General features: G+C 38.1%; 13 protein-coding genes. 8 read left to right on the forward strand and 5 right to left on the reverse strand.

Going from position 1 to position 17,545, the window contains the following annotated elements:
- Window positions 1-55: 55 nt before the first annotated feature.
- Together EPA86_RS07330 and EPA86_RS07335 are read right to left on the reverse strand one after the other, a co-directional pair.
- Window positions 56-1,255 (reverse strand): multidrug effflux MFS transporter, encoded by a 1,200-nt coding sequence (locus tag EPA86_RS07330; RefSeq protein ID WP_140602784.1) that lies wholly within the window; start codon window positions 1,253-1,255, stop codon window positions 56-58.
- Window positions 1,255-2,721, reverse strand: a complete 1,467-nt coding sequence (locus EPA86_RS07335; RefSeq protein WP_140602785.1) for an aminotransferase-like domain-containing protein — start codon at window positions 2,719-2,721, stop codon at window positions 1,255-1,257. Before EPA86_RS07335 ends, EPA86_RS07330 begins: the two co-directional genes overlap by 1 nt.
- A 110-nt stretch (window positions 2,722-2,831) precedes the next feature.
- On the opposite strand from EPA86_RS07335, the gene EPA86_RS07340 reads away from it, so the two are divergent.
- The 6 genes from EPA86_RS07340 to EPA86_RS07365 all read left to right on the forward strand — a co-directional run bounded on the left by EPA86_RS07340 (window position 2,832) and on the right by EPA86_RS07365 (window position 9,210).
- A complete protein-coding gene (locus EPA86_RS07340; protein WP_140602786.1) occupies window positions 2,832-3,749 on the forward strand; it encodes a DMT family transporter in 918 nt (305 codons plus the stop codon).
- A gap of 161 nt (window positions 3,750-3,910) precedes the next feature.
- Window positions 3,911-4,879, forward strand: a complete 969-nt coding sequence (locus EPA86_RS07345; RefSeq protein ID WP_140602787.1) for a class 1 fructose-bisphosphatase — start codon at window positions 3,911-3,913, stop codon at window positions 4,877-4,879.
- Window positions 4,880-5,033: 154 nt separating this feature from the next.
- On the forward strand, window positions 5,034-5,792 hold the full coding sequence (locus EPA86_RS07350) for a substrate-binding periplasmic protein (protein ID WP_170309591.1): 759 nt from the start codon (window positions 5,034-5,036) through the stop codon (window positions 5,790-5,792).
- Between the two features lie 159 nt (window positions 5,793-5,951).
- On the forward strand, window positions 5,952-6,872 hold the full coding sequence (locus EPA86_RS07355) for a manganese-dependent inorganic pyrophosphatase (RefSeq protein WP_140602789.1): 921 nt from the start codon (window positions 5,952-5,954) through the stop codon (window positions 6,870-6,872).
- Between the two features lie 210 nt (window positions 6,873-7,082).
- The gene (locus EPA86_RS07360) at window positions 7,083-8,003 is read left to right on the forward strand and encodes an ABC transporter ATP-binding protein (protein WP_140602790.1); all 921 of its coding nucleotides are present in this window, start codon (window positions 7,083-7,085) and stop codon (window positions 8,001-8,003) included.
- Window position 8,004: 1 nt separating this feature from the next.
- Window positions 8,005-9,210, forward strand: a complete 1,206-nt coding sequence (locus tag EPA86_RS07365; RefSeq protein WP_140602791.1) for an ABC transporter permease — start codon at window positions 8,005-8,007, stop codon at window positions 9,208-9,210.
- 115 nt (window positions 9,211-9,325) lie between these two features.
- Here the strand turns inward: EPA86_RS07365 and fadA are convergent, their stop codons facing one another.
- Together fadA and fadB are read right to left on the reverse strand one after the other, a co-directional pair.
- Window positions 9,326-10,489 carry an acetyl-CoA C-acyltransferase FadA gene (gene fadA, locus EPA86_RS07370; RefSeq protein WP_140602824.1) on the reverse strand — a complete coding sequence of 388 codons (1,164 nt, stop codon included), beginning with the start codon at window positions 10,487-10,489 and terminating at the stop codon, window positions 9,326-9,328.
- A gap of 10 nt (window positions 10,490-10,499) precedes the next feature.
- A complete protein-coding gene (gene fadB, locus EPA86_RS07375) occupies window positions 10,500-12,668 on the reverse strand; it encodes a fatty acid oxidation complex subunit alpha FadB (RefSeq protein ID WP_140602792.1) in 2,169 nt (722 codons plus the stop codon).
- A 253-nt stretch (window positions 12,669-12,921) separates the two neighbouring features.
- Between fadB and EPA86_RS07380 the strand changes: the two genes are divergently transcribed.
- Window positions 12,922-14,109 (forward strand): MFS transporter, encoded by a 1,188-nt coding sequence (locus EPA86_RS07380; protein ID WP_140602793.1) that lies wholly within the window; start codon window positions 12,922-12,924, stop codon window positions 14,107-14,109.
- A 21-nt stretch (window positions 14,110-14,130) separates the two neighbouring features.
- Here the strand turns inward: EPA86_RS07380 and EPA86_RS07385 are convergent, their stop codons facing one another.
- Window positions 14,131-16,353: a bifunctional diguanylate cyclase/phosphodiesterase gene (locus tag EPA86_RS07385; RefSeq protein WP_140602794.1), complete on the reverse strand. Its 2,223-nt coding sequence runs from the start codon at window positions 16,351-16,353 to the stop codon at window positions 14,131-14,133.
- Between the two features lie 282 nt (window positions 16,354-16,635).
- Here EPA86_RS07385 and EPA86_RS07390 point away from each other — a divergent pair, with 282 nt between their 5' ends.
- Window positions 16,636-17,529 (forward strand): TIGR03899 family protein, encoded by an 894-nt coding sequence (locus tag EPA86_RS07390; RefSeq protein WP_170309592.1) that lies wholly within the window; start codon window positions 16,636-16,638, stop codon window positions 17,527-17,529.
- Window positions 17,530-17,545 lie beyond the last annotated feature (16 nt).

Genomic DNA, 17,545 nt, shown 5'->3' on the forward strand with positions numbered 1-17,545 from the left:
ATCATTCCTTTCTCATCACTTTTCTGCCCATATTATTATGCAAAGTAGGCAAGTATCACAAGGCTTGTTTAGAGGATTCTTTTTGTTTAAAGCGAACGACTAACTGACAAGCCAGTACAATCAGTACCGAGCCAAACATTAAGCCCGCAAAAGGTAAACCCGTTCCGTCGTAAAAATACGCCAATATAGGACCTGCTAACGCCCCGATACTCCAGCGTAAGGTGCCAATTACTGCCGTAGCCGTACCTGATTGTTCAGTAAACTTAGTGATCACTAAGGCATCACTATTTACGGCTATCATCGAAATACTGCCCATTAACGGCAAAATAGTAACAACGGTGTAAGCTAGCGGTAATTGATAAATATTTACGATTAATAACGCTGTAGCGCAAATACACGCCAGTGTTAGCCCATACCATAACATGGCTCTAGAGCCTTTACGTGTAACTAGCCGTGTATTGGTGAAATGCGCAGTCATTAATGCTAGTACATTCACCGCAAATAGAACACTAAAGGTGTACTCTGAAACCTTAAACACTTCTAAATAAACAAATGGGATAGCCGTAATATAACTAAAGAAAGCCAAAGAAATGACCATAGAACTGGCGATATCAAGCCTTGCTTCTTGATTAGAAAATACGATTTTATAGCGTTCAATAAAGCTGTACTCTTGTTTGTTTTCGACTTTATTGGCTTCAGGTAAAAAGAAAAAGACTAATATCCAAATAAACAAACTATAAGCTGCTAAGGCAAAGAATATTAATTGCCAACTATGTGATACCAGCAAAAAGCTGCCAATGGCTGGCGCTATCATCGGCGCAAACATCATGATCATGCTGACATAGGATAAGCCTTTTGCAGTATTTTTTCCGTAGTACTCTTTAATTGTTGCTGGCACAACCACCGTTGCTGCGCTACTGATAAAAGCTTGGCAAAACCTCAGTAGTAAAAACTGCTCAACTGACTGGACATAGGGCAATAGTACGCTAGCAACAAAAAATCCACCAACCCCCAGTAAAACAAGCTTTCTGCGCGAGTATTTATCTGCCATTGGGCCAAATAATATCAAACCCAATGCATAGCCAAGTAAATAGATACTCAAGCTGTTTTGGATCATAGAAATATCAGTCGATAAATCTGTCGCTATCACAGGCATAGCAGGTAAATACATATCAACTGCTAGAGGAGAGACCGCTAAAATAGCAGCAAGCAGTGGTAATAAGTATTTGAGGGAAATAGTGATATTTTTAGGCATTATGGTTCCTGTTGTTGAGTGCTATTTTTAGGGTAATCACGTACTAAAGCACCGAGAGTTTTAATAGCCTTTACGATGTCGTCTCCCCATTTAACACCAAAACTTATACGCATGTAGTTGGCGTATTTTCCTGACGGTGAAAATATAATGCCAGGAGCAAAGCTCACACCTTGTGCTAATGCTTGCTGAAAAAAATGGCTGGTATTTACATGCGACTGACAACGTACCCAAAGTACACTGCCGCCTTGTGGTTTTGAAATACAAACTTCTGCGGGAAAATGTTCACCAATAAGTGCTCGCATTCGTTCACAATTGTAGATTAAGGTTTTTCGCAGTAAGGCTAAATGGCGATCATAGTCGCCATTGGCAATATATTCATTGAGTGTCCATTGCTGCAACATTGGTGTAGAGCAAGATTGTGCTCGCTTAATACGCTTAGCTTGTTCTTCAAATTTTCCGGGTAGCAACCAACCAACACGGTAACCCGGTGCAGCTGTTTTAGAAAAAGAAGAACAGGTCATAACTAAACCTTTTTCAGAATATAACTGGGCAGGTTTGGGTTTTTTCTCAGTAAAGTAAAGCTCGCTATAAACGTCATCTTCAATAAGCGGTATTTCATGTTGCTCTAATAAGGTCACCATGGCTTGGCGCTGTTGATCGCTCTTCATTGAGCCAAGGGGATTATTAATGGCTGACGAAAATAAACAGGCAGCAACCTTATGCTCTGAAAGTGCTTGTTCCAGCTCAGCTAAGCCAACGCCATCTTCTGTGCAGGTATATAGCTCTAATGCTTTCATGCCTAATGCTTCAATGAGTTCAATCATGCCAAAAAAGCAAGGCGATTCAATGGCGATAACATCACCACGCGTCGCCACACATTGTAATGCGATTGATAGCGCTTCTTGTGCGCCATTCGTTATCACAATGTCTTCTGGGTTTGCGTTCACACCTTGTTCTTGATAACGAATAGCAAGTTGCATTCTGAGCTTGGCATCACCCGTAACTGGCCCATAACTCACCGCTTTTTCTGCCACTTTGCTTATCACGGCGCGCATGAGTCTTGCCAATGCTTTATCTGGCGGATGGGCTTGAATAGGATTTGAGATGCCTAATGCTATGGTATCAGGAAAATGTACCGCTTCATGCACTCGCTCAATCATGTTACGACACTTTACTTCTGTGGGCTGACATTGAGACCAATTTGCAGGCCGTGGCTGTAGCGTTCTCGCTTGTTGCGCCTGTAAGTAATAGCCAGATTGTGGCCGTGCGCACACACGACCTTGCCGCTCTAACTCTAGATAAGCTTGCTTGACTGTAGGTACACTAATTTCAAATTGTCGGCTAAGCTTTCTTAGACTTGGCAATTTATCGCCCGCTTTTAACGCGCCAATGTGCTGTTGATGCTCTATAAAATCGATAACTTGTTGATACAAATACGAAGAAGAGCTTTTATCCAGTAATCTCATAAACTGTATAGGTTACATTTTCATATTTCTGTATATGTTATTACATCAAATAATCAGTAAACTGTCACTTATTATCTAAACTGCTTTTAGAAATATGGAAAACATGCAACATGAATAATACCTTTTTATATATTATTACCGTGCTTATTTGGGGCTCAACTTGGATAGCCATTAACTACCAGTTAGGTGATGTTGCTGTGGAAGTCTCTGTGGTATATCGTTTCGCGTTAGCAGCATTAACCCTTTTTATCTTTGCATATTTCAAAAAGTTACCCATGCAGTTTTCGCTGTATCAACATGGGCTATTTGCCCTGTTTGGTGTTTGCTTATTCGGCATAAACTATGTGTTACTTTATAATGCTCAGCAACACATAAACTCAGCATTAACTTGTATTGGTTTTTCTAGCTTAATGCTTATTAATATTGTTAATACCCGAATCTTTTATAAAACTAAAATTACTAAGCAAGTGTATTTTGGTGGTGCCTTCGGTTTATTTGGCATAGTGGTATTATTCTGGCCTCAATTAAGTGATGTTGAATTAGGCGCTGCTACGCTATTGGGCTTAACGTTATGTGTGATGGGCACTTTCTCAGCGTCAATGGGCACTATGATTTCCATACGAAACCAAAAAAATCACATTCCTGTTTTACCCGCCAATGCCTGGGGTATGTTTTATGGTGCTTTCTTCATGGCCATTGTTGCTGTAGTAAAGGGTAAGGCGTTTACTTTTTCTTATACCTTTGAATATATAAGTTCATTAGTTTACTTATCTATTTTTGGCTCAGTGATTGCCTTTGGATGTTATTTAAGCTTAATGACCAGAATTGGCGCGCATAAAACGTCATACGCTAATATTATATTTCCAGGTATTGCGGTAATTATCTCAACGTTCTTTGAAGGTTTCGTTTGGTCAAGTTATACCGTTATTGGCTTAATGCTGATGGTTGTTGGTAATTTAATTGTGCTATCAAAGCCAAGAAAAACAAAAGCTCTTAAAACAAGCGATAAAAAAGTTATTACCGCCTAAGCGTTATTTTGTTGGCTAGTAACCAACAAAATGTTCTAAGAATTAATCATTAAAGCATACTCAAATGGCAAGGAAACTTGCTATAATGCCGAAAGTTTTTTTAGATGTTTTCATAAAACATTTCACTACAACATAAATGATAAGGTTATTTAGGTAAGCCAATGCAACGACTCGCACCTGCTCTACGTCAAGACAACGTCCCACTTGATTTGATTTCATTGATCAAAACCATATTAGCTGCCACAAAAGAAATCTCTTTTCGTGTTAGCCAAGCACACTTAGGTGGCTTAATGGGCTCTACCTTAGATGAAAACATCCAAGGTGAAGTACAAAAAAAATTAGATGTGGTTGCTAATGAATTGTTCAAAGATATTCTATTAGAGTCTGGCTTTGTTCGTGCTATTTCTTCTGAAGAAGAAGATACCTCAGTTGCTGGCGATCAAAACGGTAAATTTGTTGTTTCATTTGATCCCCTTGATGGTAGTTCAAATATTGATATTAACTCATTAATTGGCACCATTTTCTCAATTCATGAAGCCATTCCAGATATGGATGCGGAAGATCCTGGACAATTTCAGCAACAAGGTAACAAGCAAGTCTGTGCTGGGTACGTACTTTACGGCCCATCAACAATGTTAGTTATGACAACAGGCAGTGGTACTCACTTTTATGTCTTAGATAGAACTCACGGTGGCTACTTATTGGTTGAACGTAATGTACAAGTGCCAAAAGACACTCAAGAATTTGCTATCAATATGTCTAACCAACGATTCTGGCAAGAACCTATGCAAAATTATATTAATGATTTAGTTGCAGGGGATACTGGCCCTCGTGGTAAAAACTTTAACATGCGTTGGATAGCCGCTATGGTTGGCGATATTCACCGTGTATTAACCCGTGGCGGTATTTTTACTTACCCTGCAGATAGCAAAAAGCCTGAACAACCCTATAAGTTACGCTTAATGTATGAAGCAAACCCGATGTCTTTTCTTATTGAGCAAGCTGGTGGTTTAGCAATGACCAGTACTGGCCGCATTATGGATATTGACCCTACTGATATCCATCAGCGCGTCGAAGTAATTATGGGCTCTTCTAACGAAGTAGAAGCCTGCTTGAGTTATTATAAATAAACTTATTTAATTCAATCATTCATATAAAGAAGCTAGCTAATCACTAGCTTTTTTTATATCTAAAATACGCTTAAGCATTGTCATTGAAAATCTATTTCCCTTATTAAATATCAAAGGTATACTTTTTAATATATCAATACTATTCGAGTTGCCTTTGTTTAGTTCATGCCCAAAAGTCTTTAAAAGCATAAAATGTTTACTAATTACCTTAGTATTTACGAGTGCCCCGCAGATTAAGGCTAACGAATTAACAAAAATCACGCTAGCCACACAAAACCTATGCCCTTATGGTTGCTATCAAGATAAAAATCCAGCCAGCACACAAGGTTCAAATGAATTCTCAGGTATTGCTGTAGATGTTGTAAAATGTGCCTTAAATAAAATGAATATTTCATTAGAGCTTTTAGTGTTGCCCTGGGCTAGAGCGCAAAAATATGCGTTACAAACTAATAAAGCCGATGGTTTTTTCTCCGCATCGCAAAATCACTACCGAGATCAATTCGCTACTCTATCTTACCCAATAGCTAAACAAAAATGGCAATGGTATGTTCTTAATTCCAATACGATTTTACCGACAGATTCCAACTTTAAACAACAAGCAACTGTAGGAGCATTTATTGGCTCGAATATGCTTAAATGGTTAGAAAATAACAATTATAAAATACTAGCGAGACCCCTTAACACTGACTATCTTTTACAAATGCTCTTGAAGGAAAGGCTAGATGCAATTTTAGCTAACGATTATGTCACTGATAGGTTAATTACCAAGTATGGTGTTGATAAGAAAGTTACTAGCTACTTACATATGAACAAACCTCTCGGCGTTTACTTTTCAAATACGTTTCTTAAAAACAACAAACTCTTTCTTCCAGCCTTTAATAAAAAAGTCAGAGAATGTCGTAAAATCCAATAAGTTTACTTTTAAATCACTCATAATCACACGACCTTTCATAGTTAGATAATTCTAATTTCCTACTTTGTTAAATTAATCGTGTCACACAGTACTTTTCTACTATACCCAAACAAGTTTTGGTTTGATAAAATATCGCACAAATTTTAGGAGAGCTTTTTTATGCCGCATTATGTTGTGGGTCACAAGATCCCAGATTCAGATTCAATTTGTTCAGCGATTGCACTGTCTTACTTAAAAACCACCTTAGGTGAAGAGACTGTTCCAGCTCGCTTAGGTGAATTATCACCAGAAACATTATTTATTTTAGATAAATTTGGTTTTGAGCAACCAGAACTTAAAACCAGTTACGCCGGTGAAAGCCTATATATTGTTGACCACTCTGAGCGAACTCAAGGTCCTGACGATATTGATGAGGCAACGATTCTAGGTATTATCGATCATCATAAATTAGGTGATATTACTACATCGACTCCTTTAGAGTGCTGGATTCGTCCTGTAGGTTGTACCAATACTATCATTAAAATGATGTACGACTTTCACAATGTAGAAATTCCAAAGAACATTGCTGGTGCGATGATGTGTGCCATTTTAAGTGATACGGTAATCTTCAAATCACCTACCTGCACTACAGCAGATATTAAATGTGTTGAAGCGTTAGCTGAAATAGCTGGTATTGATGATGCAGAAGCTTTGGGCATGGAAATGTTCAAAGTAAAATCTGCCGTTGAAGGTACACCAGTACGTGATTTAGTATTACGTGATTTTAAAGACTTTGACATGAACGGTAACCTTGTAGGCATTGGTCAGTTAGAAGTCATTGATTTAGCTATTTTTGACGATATAAAAGCTGATCTTGCAGCAGATATTGCCAAGCTAAAAGCAGAAGGTAACCGTCACAGCGTACTACTTTTATTAACAGACATTATGAAAGAAGGCTCAGAAATGTTAGTAGTTAGTGATAATGCTGACTTAACAGAAAAAGCCTATGGCAAAGCCACTGTAGATGGCAAAGTATGGTTAGATGGCGTACTTAGTCGTAAGAAGCAAGTAGTTCCACCATTACAAGAATCTTTTGCCTAATTGATTATTATAAATTTAGGGTAAATTTATTTTCAAAAGCCGAGTGTAACGCTCGGTTTTTTTGTCTCTCCTTTCCAACAATGCTCTTTTCGAGACACTTGTTAAAAAAAATTTCATGTTAGCTGTAATAAAAAGCACGCTTCGTCGACTACTTGTATTAAAACTTCGTCAGGTTACAAGTTAACGGCTTAGTGAGCCAAAGGAAAGGTAATGGAATTAGTAGTTAGTAAAATACAGAAGCATTATGCACAAGTTACTGCAATAAAGGAGCTAAGTTTTTCTGTTAAACAAGGAGAGATTTTCGCGCTGCTTGGGCCTAACGGTGCAGGAAAATCATCATTAGTGAGAATGTTGACAGGTTTTACGCAGCCTGATTCAGGCGAAATAACACTCACCCTTGATGGTGAACAATTTTCTTCTATTCCTTCATATACTTTGGGTTACTTGCCTGAAGATCGCGGTTTATACCCTGAAAAATCAATTATTAAAAATCTTATCTATTTTGCTCAACTTAACGGAGTTGAGAAAAAGATCGCAAATGAGCAAGCCTGTTACTGGTTAGAGCGCTTTGAATTACTTGACAGAAAAGATGAACAATTAAAAACGCTTTCAAAGGGTAATCAACAAAAAGTTCAGCTCATTAGTGCCGTTATTCACCAACCTAAATGGGTTATCTTAGATGAGCCTTTCTCAGGGTTAGACCCTATCAATCAAGAAAAGGTCGTATTGTTCTTATCTGAATTAAAAGCGAAAGGCATGACTGTTATTCTCAGTGCGCACCAAATGGCTATGGTCGAAAAACTTGCAGATAGGATGCTATTAATGAATTTAGGTGAAGCCGTATTTTATGGCACGTTATCTGACATTCAACAACAGGCTAATTCAGCCATAGAGTTATCAGCACAATTTTCGCAAGGGATTGATAATGAAAAATCTGAACAATTATTAACTCAATTCAAACATCGTTATATTGATGATCAAAGCTTAATGATCACCTTAACTGCTAAGGAGTCTATGAATCAATTACTCAGCACCTTAACTTCAATAGGTGAGTTACAAAGCTTGCAAAGTAAAAAAATGGATTTACACCAGCTGTACTTAAATGCCATAGCTAACCATGGAGAAAATTAAGATGCAAAGTAGCAATAAATTACAACAAACTTGGTTAGTGACAACTTGGGAATTCATGCACTTTTTTAAGTGGAAGCAAGAAGTCATTTCTAAACTAATTATGATCGGCATTGCTTTAGTTGTATTACTTTGGCAATACATAAAAGATGAGCAAGCACCACACTATACAATAGCAATTCATGGCAGTGATATTGCACTGTCAAATTCAGATAGCTTCACTTTTATAACAGCTAAAAAGCCACTTACGCAATTAAAAGTTGATTTGGTAGATGAAGAAAAACTAAATGCTATTTTATCGCTCAAGGTTAATGAGCAAGGTGTTAGCGAATTAACAGTGTTATCAAAGGATAAGCAAGCTTGGTTAGCTGACTTACAGCACAACTTACATCAACAATTCTCTTTAATATATGCGGATAATCTAGGTTTAGCGCCTGAACAGCTTATGGTTTTAAAGCAACCTGTCACCTTTAAAAATCATTATTTAGACACTGCTATTAAAGCTGATGATAGTCCAGCAAAAACCACTGCCATTGGTATGATTTTATTACTCGCTGTCGGTGTGTTTACTTCCTTTGGTCAGTTATTTATCAGTGTAACGGGTGAAAAACAACAAAGAGTCACAGAGCAACTCTATTCACGTATCAGCCCGCAAACTTGGATTGATGGCAAAATTTTAGGACAAATGCTGCATGCATTAAAAGCGATGGTAACAGCCACAATTACGGCTTCATTAGGCTATGCCTTTGCAACAGTAATCATTAGTGGTAATCCATTAGACTTTTCAATGATTGACTGGACGTTATTACCATGGTTGTTATTATTTGCTATAGCTGGCGTATACTTGTGTACCGCGTTTATGGCTGCAATAGCTGCAGCTATTGATGATCCAAACCATAGTGCAAAGACCAGTATAATGCTATTGCCTTTATTACCTATGGTGATTTCTTTCATTACTATGGATAGTGCTTCAGGTTGGGCCCTAACATTTTTAAGTTACTTCCCTATTACTTCATTTGTCGCTATGCCCGTTCGCATGTCGTTGATTGAATTGCCTATCTGGCAACCAATACTCTCATTAGCACTTATTCTCGCCTTATGTTTATGGATTAGAACAGCTGCCGCACGATTATTTAAAATGGGCATGACTATGTATGGTAAAGAGCCAAGCATGAAAGATATGCTTAAATGGACTTTTAAAGAAAGTTAACTTGCTTTCTTACCACAATATAAGCAATTAAAACAAAAAGCCCAGCAATTGCTGGGCTTTTTAGTAACTGTATCTGACAACCATGCTCAGTTATCAAATGCTTTGAGCGCGTAAATTACACTCGTTCAAATACCGTAGCGATACCTTGACCTAAGCCAATACACATAGTTGCTAAGCCAATATTTACGTCTTGACCTTCCATTAAGTTGATCAACGTGCCTGAAATACGTGTACCTGAACAACCTAAAGGATGTCCTAATGCAATTGCACCACCATTAAGGTTGATCATATCATCCATTTTATCCATTAAACCTAAAGCAGAGATACATGATAATGCTTGTGCGCCAAACGCTTCATTAAACTCAGCTAGTTCAATATCTTCTATTGCTAAACCAGCACGCTTAAGCGCTTTTTGTGTCGCAGGAACAGGACCAAAGCCCATTGTCGCTGGATCACAACCTGCAACGCCCATACCGCGAATTTTAACTCGTGGTGTTAGGCCAAGCTCTTTTGCTTTATCTGCCGACATTATTAACATGGCTGAAGCACCGTCTGATAACGCTGATGAGGTACCTGCGGTCACTGTACCATTTACCGGATCAAATACTGGGCGAAGTGCAGATAAGCTCTCTGCTGTCGTGTCAGGGCGTACAACCTCGTCATGCTCTACCAATGTTAATGCACCCGTGGCATCATGTCCTTCTGTAGCAACAATTTCATTATCCCAACGACCTTCTAGCATTGCTTGGTGAGCTCTTTGATGCGAACGGGCACCAAAGGCATCTTGCATTTCACGACTTATACCATGCTGCTTACCTAATAACTCTGCCGTTAACCCCATGTTCCCAGAGGCACGAGCGATATGCTTGCTTAGCGCAGGTGCAAAATCAACATCATACATCATAGGAACATGACCCATATGCTCAACACCGCCGACTAAAAACACATCACCTTGGCCGGCGATAATGCTTGTGGCTGCATCATGCATTGCCTGCATTGATGAACCACATAAACGGTTAACTGTTAAACCACCAATTGATTTAGGTAAACCAGCTAATAACGAAGCATTGCGAGCAATATTAAAGCCCTGCTCTTTAGTTTGCTTCACACAACCCCAAATAACATCTTCAATATCATTTGGATCTAATGCTGGGTTACGCTTTAAAATTTGTTCCATTAAATGGGCTGATAATGTTTCAGCGCGCACATTACGAAATACACCTGCCTTTGAACGCCCCATAGGAGTACGTATGCAGTCAATTATTACAACTTCTTTCATCATATTTCTCCTAGGCTGTTTTAACGTCAGTTGTGAAGTAAGATTTACCTGCTTTGGCCATGTTTCTTAGGCCATCGGTTACCTGATAAATTTCACCTAAATGCGCATATTTGTCTGCCATGGCTATAAAATTTTCTAGACCTAACGTTTCAAGGTAACGAATCGGGCCACCTCTAAATGGAGGGAAGCCAATACCATAGATTAAGCCCATATCAGCTTCAGCCGCAGTATCAACCACGCCCTCTTCTAAACAGCGAACAACTTCGTTGACCATTGGAATCATCAAACGAGCAATAATTTCTTCACTTGAAAAATCTTTTTTATCTGCGCATTGCGCTGCAAATAATTCATAAGCTGTTTCAGCGGGAACTTTAGATGGGCGACCACGCTTATCTTTACCGTGATCGTAAAACCCTTTACCGTTCTTCTGACCATAACGTTCATTGCTATATAATGTGCTTACTGGATCGTTTTCTAACTTCTTCATGCGAGTAGGGAAACCAGCAGACATAACGCCCGTACAATGGTCAGCTGTATCAACACCCACCACATCAAGTAAATAAGCTGGGCCCATAGGCCAACCAAACTGTTTTTCCATCACTTTATCAATCGCCACAAAATCAGCACCTTCAAGTACTAATTGGCTAAAACCTGCAAAATATGGGAATAAAACACGGTTAACATAAAAGCCTGGACAATCATTGACTACAATAGGTGATTTACCCATTTTCGCTGCATAGGCAACAACAGCTGCCACAGTTTCATCAGAGGTATCTTTACCACGGATAACTTCAACGAGTGGCATTCTATGAACTGGGTTGAAAAAGTGCATGCCACAGAAGTTTTCTGGGCGCTTTATGCTTTGTGCCAGTAAATCAATTGAAATAGTTGAAGTATTCGATGTCACAATAGCATCTTCGCTTAGTATTGATTCGACTTCTGCTAATACCATACCTTTAACTTTAGGGTTTTCGACAACTGCTTCAACAACAACATCAACATCTTTTACGCTGTCATAACTTAAGCTTGGTGTAATATTATTCAATACACCTGCCATTTTCTTCGCGTTCATACGGCCGCGTTCAACTTGCTTAGTTAAAATCCCAGCAGCTGTTGATAAACCAAGATCTAACGCTTGATCATTAATATCTTTCATGACGATTGGTGTGCCTTTATAGGCAGATTGGTAAGCAATACCACCCCCCATAATACCTGCACCAAGTACCGCAGCTTTATTCACTGCTTTTACCGCTTGCTTGCTGGCTTTTTTTGCTTTGCTTTTGAGCACCTGATCAGACATAAACAGGCCAATTTGCGCTGTAGCAGCATCAGTTTTTGCTAACTTAGCAAAACCTGCGTTTTCACATGCCATAGCACCAGTTCTATCAAGAGTTGATGCATTTCTGATGGTCTTAACCATTATCATCGGTGCTGGGTAGTGCTTACCTGCTTTGGCCGCAATCATGCCTTCGCACGTACTGAATGTCATTACAGACTCTATTGCACTAAGCTGCAGAGGCTCTAATTTTGGCTGGCGCTTTGCTTTCCAGTCTAATTTACCTGCAATCGCTTGTTTAAGCATACTGATTGCAGCATCACGTAATTGCTCTGGTTCAACAACCGCATCAAGTAGGCCAACAGCAAGGGCTTGCTCAGCTTTATGTGCCTTACCTGTCGACATCCACTCTACTGCGTTATCTGCACCAATAAGGCGAGGTAATCGTACTGTTCCACCAAAACCTGGCATTAATCCAAGTTTTACTTCCGGTAAACCGATGCTCACTTTTGTGTCAGCTACACGAAAATCACATGCTAAGGTCATTTCACAGCCGCCACCTAAAGCTACACCATTAATGGCTGCAATGGTTGGCATATTCAAATCTTCAAAAGCATCAAAAACATCAGAAGCTTTTTTAACCCATGGAATAAGCGCTTCTTCCGGTTGCTTAAATGTTTCTAAGAATTCTGTTATATCTGCACCTACTAAAAAAGCAGGCTTAGCTGAAGTCACAATAACACCTTTTGCTTCATCGCAAGTGTTAATGGCTTGAATCACTTCTATAAACTCTTTGAATGTTGCTTGATCAAACTTGTTAACTGAGCCTTGTGCGTCGAAAGTAAACTCAACAATACCATCTTCTAGTAATTTGGCAGAAAGGCTTTTGCCTTGATATATCATGCCTAGTCTCCTCACCTGTAGGGTGTATTTAACGGTAGTGATATAGCGTCACCGCCGTGCTTTTTTTAGCAATAATAATTATTTTAGTCGATTGAGTGTGCCTTGAATGAATATGAAATGCAATAAATTTCAAACGATCGTTTGAATTGACTGTTTGATATGAGCAAAAAGTACATAAAGTTGCTCCCTGTATTTAATAGCACCCCTATTTATCGTACACTGACTCAACTTTTCAGTTTTGCTCTCTAACTAAATGACTTTTCTTAAAAAATACAATCAGCCCGAGCACCTATTACTCGCGATGGCTTTTACTATGCCCCTTGTATTTTCAGTATGGATGGTGCTGTTAAACAATTTTGTTATTGAGAAAGCGAATTTTACTGGTGTAGAAATAGGTATATTACAAAGCTTACGCGAAATTCCGGGGTTTCTCGCATTTACCGCCATCTATCTTTTGCTTTTCATCAAAGAACAGCGCTTAGCGTTAATGTCTTTAGCAATCACTAGTATCGGTGTGTTACTTTCGGGTTACTTTCCATCAGTTCTCGGTTTGTATTTAACCACAGTATTAATGTCTATTGGCTTTCATTACTTTGAAACGGTTAGCCAATCATTAACATTACAATGGATTGATAAGGACAACTCAGCACACTTTATGGGACGAATGTTATCCGTAAAAGCTGCGGCTTCTTTACTCGCATTTTCAAGTATTTGGCTAGTTATGGAAGTGTATTCATGGTCTTATAAACAAACTTATTTTATGTTTGGTGCTCTGGCTTTATTAATCACCATATTATTAGCAATTGCATTTAAGCATTTCCCTGAAAGAGCAGCGCAACATAAAAAAATAGTACTCAAAAAGCGATATTGGTTATTTTATGCTTTGACTTTTTTTAGTGGCGCTAGAAGACAAATCTTTGTTGTTTTTGCAGGCTTTTTAATGGTAGAAAAGTTTCACTATAGCGTCGCAGAAGTCAGTTCACTCTTTTTAATCAATTATGTATTTAACTGGTTATTCGCGGCAAAAATAGGAAAACTAATTGGCCGCATTGGTGAACGTGCAGCACTACGTATTGAATATATTGGCCTATGTGTCATTTTCATTAGCTATGGGTTTGTCGAAAATTCCAATATAGCTGCGGCTTTATATGTGATCGACCACCTGTTTTTTGCTTTAGCTATTGCCATTAAAACGTATTTTCAGAAAATCGCTTCTCCCGAGGATATCGCGGCTACGGCTGGCGTCAGTTTCTCTATCAATCATATTGCTGCTGTATTTATACCTGCATTATTAGGCATGCTTTGGATAGTACAACCGTCATGGGTCTTTTTCATTGGTGCTGGCTTTGCTTTTTGCTCATTAATATTAGCCCTGCTAATACCAAAAAAACCTCTACCAGGGGTAGAGGTTCGATATAAAGAAATAGCTAATGAACTATAATGTTGTTAGTTTCGAGTAAGCTTAGTGGTTCGCATTTAAGAATTCGATAAAGTCTTTTTCAGGCATAGGCTTTGCGTAGTAGAAACCTTGCACTTCATCACAACCTAATTCCAATAAACGTTCTTGCTGCTTGAGCTCTTCAATCCCTTCTGCAATAACTTTGAGTTCCATCTTTTTGCCTAAGTTAATGATTGTTTCAGCAATGACAGACTGGCCTTCTTCAGCTATGTTTGTGACAAAAGCGCGATCTACTTTCAAGCGATCTAGTGGTAATTTTTGTAAATAACTTAATGATGAATAACCTGTACCAAAATCATCAAGTGCAATACTGATACCTTCAGACTTAAGCTTTATCAAAGCATCAACCACAAGTTGTGGATCATCCATTAAGATATTTTCAGTAATCTCTAATTCTAATTTACTTGGATCAATCTGATGTGCTTTGATGGAACCAATAACGGTATCAACAAAATCATCACGCCTAAACTGCGGAATAGAAACATTAACTGAAATACTTATATCACCAAAGGTATTCTCTAAACGCTGAATTTGTTGACAAGCCTGCTTAATAACCCAGTCGCCAATCTCAATAATTAAGCCTGAGTACTCGGCAAGCGGGATAAACACTGCCGGAGAAACATAATTACCATCTGCGGTACGCCAACGTAATAGGGCTTCAGCACCAATCACCTTGCCTGAAGCTAAACTTAATTGCGGTTGATACCAAAGCTCTAAACAATTGGTAGCAAAATCATTTCTTAATTGCCTAATCATCCCCAAACGCCACTGCATTTGATCTTCCATTTCAGGGTTATAAAATGCAAAATGTTCTAAGCGATTTTTCTTAGCTAAGTTAAGGGCTATGTTAATTTGATTAAGTACTTTAACGCCTGAATTTTCAGCATGCTCTTTTGTGCAGAAACCAAAACATGCATTAATGGGGAGATGCTGTTCACCTGCTGAAAAGGGGTGATGAAATAGTCCCATCAAATTTTCAGGCGTTACAATACTTACTGGCCCGATAATCCCAAATACATCAGCACCAACACGCGCAAATTTACAAATACTGCCAATTTCCAGCATACGTTTAGCTACGGCGGTAAGTAGCTGATTACCAATATCTTGACCAAGCGCATCATTAATATCACTAAAGTGATTAATATCTATTAATGCAGCGACTAATTGCTCACCGTTTTGTTGAGAAAAATCATCGAGTAAACGTAGGAATTCTAATCTATTGGGTAAGTTAGTTAACCAATCTTTATAAGCAGCATTACTAAGCTTTTGGAATAGGTGAACATTTTCATAGCCAACTGAAACACCAGAGAGAAAAACATGGAGTAATTGAGTTTGCGTTTCAGAAAGTGGCGTAGCTAATTCAACAAAAATAACAGCACGATAATCACCCTTTGCAATATATAAACTTAAGTGTTCATCTGCAATCTGATGCTGTTGTTGGAGGAAGCAAGTTTTAACAAACTTATTGGCTTGCTCACTTTTTAACTGCTCTAATTTTTGATTGACTAAAGCTGTCTCATGGCCATTTTGCGCCAGTACGTAAAAACTTAGATCATCAACGTTATCAATTATACCTTGACCTCGAGCACAGAATACACTTGAAGCACCATCGGTAACTAGATTTTTTAACTGTTCTAGGACACTAGCGCAAAATGCTGAAATTGAATGCTGAGAGGATAATTCAGTTGAACCTGCAACAATCGACTCTAAGCCTGCTCTATTTTCATTAACAGTAGCGATTTGTTGATATGAGCGTATGGCAGCAAAAACTGTCGTGACAAGCTTTCGGCGAGTTAATTCTGTTTTAGTTTTATAGTCATTAATATCATACTCTTTAATGACGCTTTCTTCAGGGGCATAACCTGGCTGGCCAGTACGAAGAACAATACGAATATCTTGACGATTTAAATTTTCTCTAATGTGTTTTACAACATTTAAACCAGCGTCATCCGTTTCCATGACAACGTCTAATAAGACAAGGACTATCTCAGGGTTTTCTTCAATTAGCTTACATGCTTCACTACCAGAATACGCGTGAACATATTCTAAGTGTCTACCAAGAACGACCAAATCTGACAAAGCTAATTGGGTGACGGAATGAATTTCAGGATCATCATCTACAATCAGAACTTGCCAAGTTTCATTGCCACCTTGAGCTAGAATTTCATCTTCATCGCTATCGTCGATAAATAGGAAATCATCATTTGAATTTTCTGATGCTTGCATACTGCCCTCAGATCTCTGACTAACTCCTTTATGTCAGAAAAATCTCTATTAAATATTTTTACAAAAGAATACTAGATTAACTATAACTCAATACTACTTATTTACACCAATAAATATCATAATAAAAGTTACTTTAACAATATTTATTTAAGTCATACAATAAAATTATTGATTATAAAGTAAATCTTTGCAAAATCTGAAAAAGCTGTACAAAATCATTCACTACTGATTATATTTTAAGCATCTAGATATAGGTTATTGCGCTATAAGGGAGTTATTGAAGTGAAGAAAGACGAAAGTTCCATTATTGCTGTAGATAACAAAAAAGCTACGAGTGAATCACAAAACGTCATTGTCGCTGATGTTAATGACAACACGCAAAATGATGCTTCTGCCTCTGTGCAATTTTTAAAGCTTGCAAATCAATTTGCCATTGATGGCGCCCTTATTCCCCCTGAGAAAAAAATGCCAATTGAGGATAGGGTTAATAAACGTAATCGATTAATCAATGCAAGGCAGCAACAAAACATTGAACAAATCATTCAGAAAACATTAAGTTACCATGCAAATTCTGATATTCGACATAGAACAGATCATGATTGGTTTAGCCGCTATATTAATTTAGCCCAAGAAGTCAGTAATCCAACCATGCAAGATCTTTGGGCAAAAATTTTGGCCGGAGAATTAGTAAAGCCAGGCTCATTCTCTTATAAATCATTAAAAATTTTTCGTGATATGAGCATTTTTGATGCGAAGCTATTCGCTAAAGCCTGCTCACTCGCTGTTCAAGACTCCAGTAAGAAGCACATTCGCTTAATCAGTGGTGCTTATCAACAACCAGGGTTGTTAAATTTTTTCTCTAAAAGCAGACAAGCGCATATCAATCTAAGCCAATATGGCTTGAATTTCGCTAACTTAATGGCACTAGCAGAGAATAATCTACTCTATTTACAAGAAAGTGAGTTAAGTTTTGCCAACAAAACAGAAGCGCTTAACCTCAATTATAACGGCATAAATTTAAAGTTTAGTGCCCTAAAAACAAATACTAGCATTCAATTTTATAAGTTCACTCCTCTAGGCTGTGAATTGGCTCAGTTAATTAGTGATAAACCCAATGAAGACTTTCTTGAAGTATTAAAGCAACAATTAAGTCGCCTTATTGATATTACTAATTAATAATAAGGCTTAAAAA

The sequence above is a fragment of the Litorilituus lipolyticus genome (assembly GCF_006439335.1).
Taxonomy (GTDB): Bacteria; Pseudomonadota; Gammaproteobacteria; order Enterobacterales; family Alteromonadaceae; genus Colwellia; species Colwellia lipolytica.

Coding starts and splice junctions, on each gene's coding strand:
- EPA86_RS07330 (WP_140602784.1), bottom strand. CDS start 1,255: ATGCCTAAAAATATCACTATTTCCCTCAAATACTTATTACCACTGCTT.
- EPA86_RS07335 (WP_140602785.1), bottom strand. CDS start 2,721: ATGAGATTACTGGATAAAAGCTCTTCTTCGTATTTGTATCAACAAGTT.
- EPA86_RS07340 (WP_140602786.1), top strand. CDS start 2,832: ATGAATAATACCTTTTTATATATTATTACCGTGCTTATTTGGGGCTCA.
- EPA86_RS07345 (WP_140602787.1), top strand. CDS start 3,911: ATGCAACGACTCGCACCTGCTCTACGTCAAGACAACGTCCCACTTGAT.
- EPA86_RS07355 (WP_140602789.1), top strand. CDS start 5,952: ATGCCGCATTATGTTGTGGGTCACAAGATCCCAGATTCAGATTCAATT.
- EPA86_RS07360 (WP_140602790.1), top strand. CDS start 7,083: ATGGAATTAGTAGTTAGTAAAATACAGAAGCATTATGCACAAGTTACT.
- EPA86_RS07365 (WP_140602791.1), top strand. CDS start 8,005: ATGCAAAGTAGCAATAAATTACAACAAACTTGGTTAGTGACAACTTGG.
- fadA (WP_140602824.1), bottom strand. CDS start 10,489: ATGAAAGAAGTTGTAATAATTGACTGCATACGTACTCCTATGGGGCGT.
- fadB (WP_140602792.1), bottom strand. CDS start 12,668: ATGATATATCAAGGCAAAAGCCTTTCTGCCAAATTACTAGAAGATGGT.
- EPA86_RS07380 (WP_140602793.1), top strand. CDS start 12,922: ATGACTTTTCTTAAAAAATACAATCAGCCCGAGCACCTATTACTCGCG.
- EPA86_RS07385 (WP_140602794.1), bottom strand. CDS start 16,353: ATGCAAGCATCAGAAAATTCAAATGATGATTTCCTATTTATCGACGAT.